Origin of the sequence: Allobosea vaviloviae (assembly GCF_001298265.1) — a bacterium.
Lineage (GTDB): Bacteria > Pseudomonadota > Alphaproteobacteria > Rhizobiales > Beijerinckiaceae > Allobosea > Allobosea vaviloviae_B.
Window position 1 is genome coordinate 1 of sequence record NZ_LGSZ01000081.1, and the last position, 1,768, is coordinate 1,768.

Annotated in this window: 1 protein-coding gene; it reads right to left on the minus strand. The window is 66.6% G+C overall.

All coding sequences use genetic code 11. The annotated features are described in order from the left end of the window. A partial coding sequence (locus AE618_RS25350; protein ID WP_156330488.1) for an efflux RND transporter permease subunit occupies positions 1 to 1,768 on the minus strand: 1,768 nt, incomplete at both ends.

Consider the following 1,768-nt stretch of genomic DNA (forward strand, 5'->3'; position numbering starts at 1 on the left):
TAGATCAGCATGATCACGCCGGTCTCGGCAGCGACGCCGGCGAGCGCAATGAAGCCGACCGCAACGGCGACCGACATGTTGAAGCCGAGCCACCAGAGCAGCCAGATGCCGCCGACCAGCGCGAATGGCAGCGAGAGCATGACGATGAACGTCTCGGTCAGCCTGCGGAAATTCAGGTAGAGCAGCAGGAAGATGATCGCGAGCGTCACCGGCACGACCAGCTTGAGGCGTGCCTCGGCCCGTTCGAGATATTCGAACTGACCGCTCCAGGCGATGCGGAAGCCCGCGGGCAGCTTGACGCTCTGCGCGATCGCGTTCTGGGCGTCGCGAACGTAGCCGCCGAGGTCGCGCCCGACCGTATCGACGAAGATGTAGACCGCGAGCTCGCCATTCTCGGTCCGGATCGAGGTGGCGCCACGCTTGCGCTCGACGCTTGCGACCTCGCCGAGCGGCAAGCTGGCGCCGGACGGCGTCGAGACCTGGACCTCGCGCGCGATCGCCTGCGGATCGGAGCGCAGGTCGCGAGGATAGCGGATCGCCACCCCGTAGCGCTCGCGCCCTTCGACCGTCGTCGTCACGGTCTCGCCGCCCATCGCCATCACGACCGCATTCTGGACGTCGCCAACGGAAAGCCCGTAGCGGCCGAGTGCGATCCGGTCCGGCACGATGTCGAGAAAATAGCCGCCGATGACGCGCTCGGCATAGGCACTGCTCGTGCCCGGGACGGCCTTCAGCACCGTCTCGATCTGGCGAGAGATCGCCTCCATCTGGGCGAGATCGGTGCCGAACACCTTGACCCCGATCGGCGTGCGGATGCCGGTCGCGAGCATGTCGATGCGCGCGCGGATGGGCTGCGTCCAGGCGTTGGAGACGCCGGGGAACTGGAGCGCCTTGTCCATCTCCGCCTTGAGGCTGTCGAGCGTGACGCCTTCGCGCCATTCCGCCTTCGGTTTCAGGTTGATGATGGTCTCGAACATCTCGGTCGGGGCCGGATCGGTCGCGGTCTGGGCGCGGCCGGCCTTGCCGTAGACCGAGGCGACCTCCGGGAAGGAGCGGATGATCTGGTTCTGCGTCTGGAGCAGCTCGGCCGCCTTGGTGACGGAGATGCCCGGCAGGGTCGTGGGCATGTACATCAGCGTGCCCTCGTTCAGCGTCGGCATGAACTCCGAGCCGAGCTGTCGCGCCGGCCAGACGCTGACGCCCAGCAACGCGAGCGCCAGCAGGATGGTCAGCACCCTGGCCCTGAGCACGCCCCCGATCAGCGGCCGGTAGAGCCAGATCAGAACCCTGTTGATCGGGTTCTTGTGCTCCGGGATGATCCGGCCCCGGATGAAGACCACCATCAGCGCCGGCACCAAAGTCACCGACAGGAAGGCGGCCGCCGCCATCGCGAAGGTCTTGGTGTAGGCGAGCGGCCCGAACAGGCGACCCTCCTCCCCCTCCAGCGTGAAGATCGGCAGGAAGGAGACGGTGATCACGAGCAGGCTGAAGAACAGCGCCGGCCCGACCTCGCTTGCCGCCTCGATGATGATCTCGATGCGCGGCTTGCCCGGGGTGCTGCGTTCGAGATGCTTGTGCGCGTTCTCGATCATGACGATGGCGGCGTCGATCATGGCGCCGACCGCGATGGCGATGCCGCCCAGGCTCATGATGTTGGAGCCCAGCCCCAGCGCCTTCATCGCCGCGAACGCGATCAGGATGCCGACGGGCAGCATGATGATCGCGACCAGGGCGCTGCGCAGATGCAGTAGGAAGACGATGCAGACCA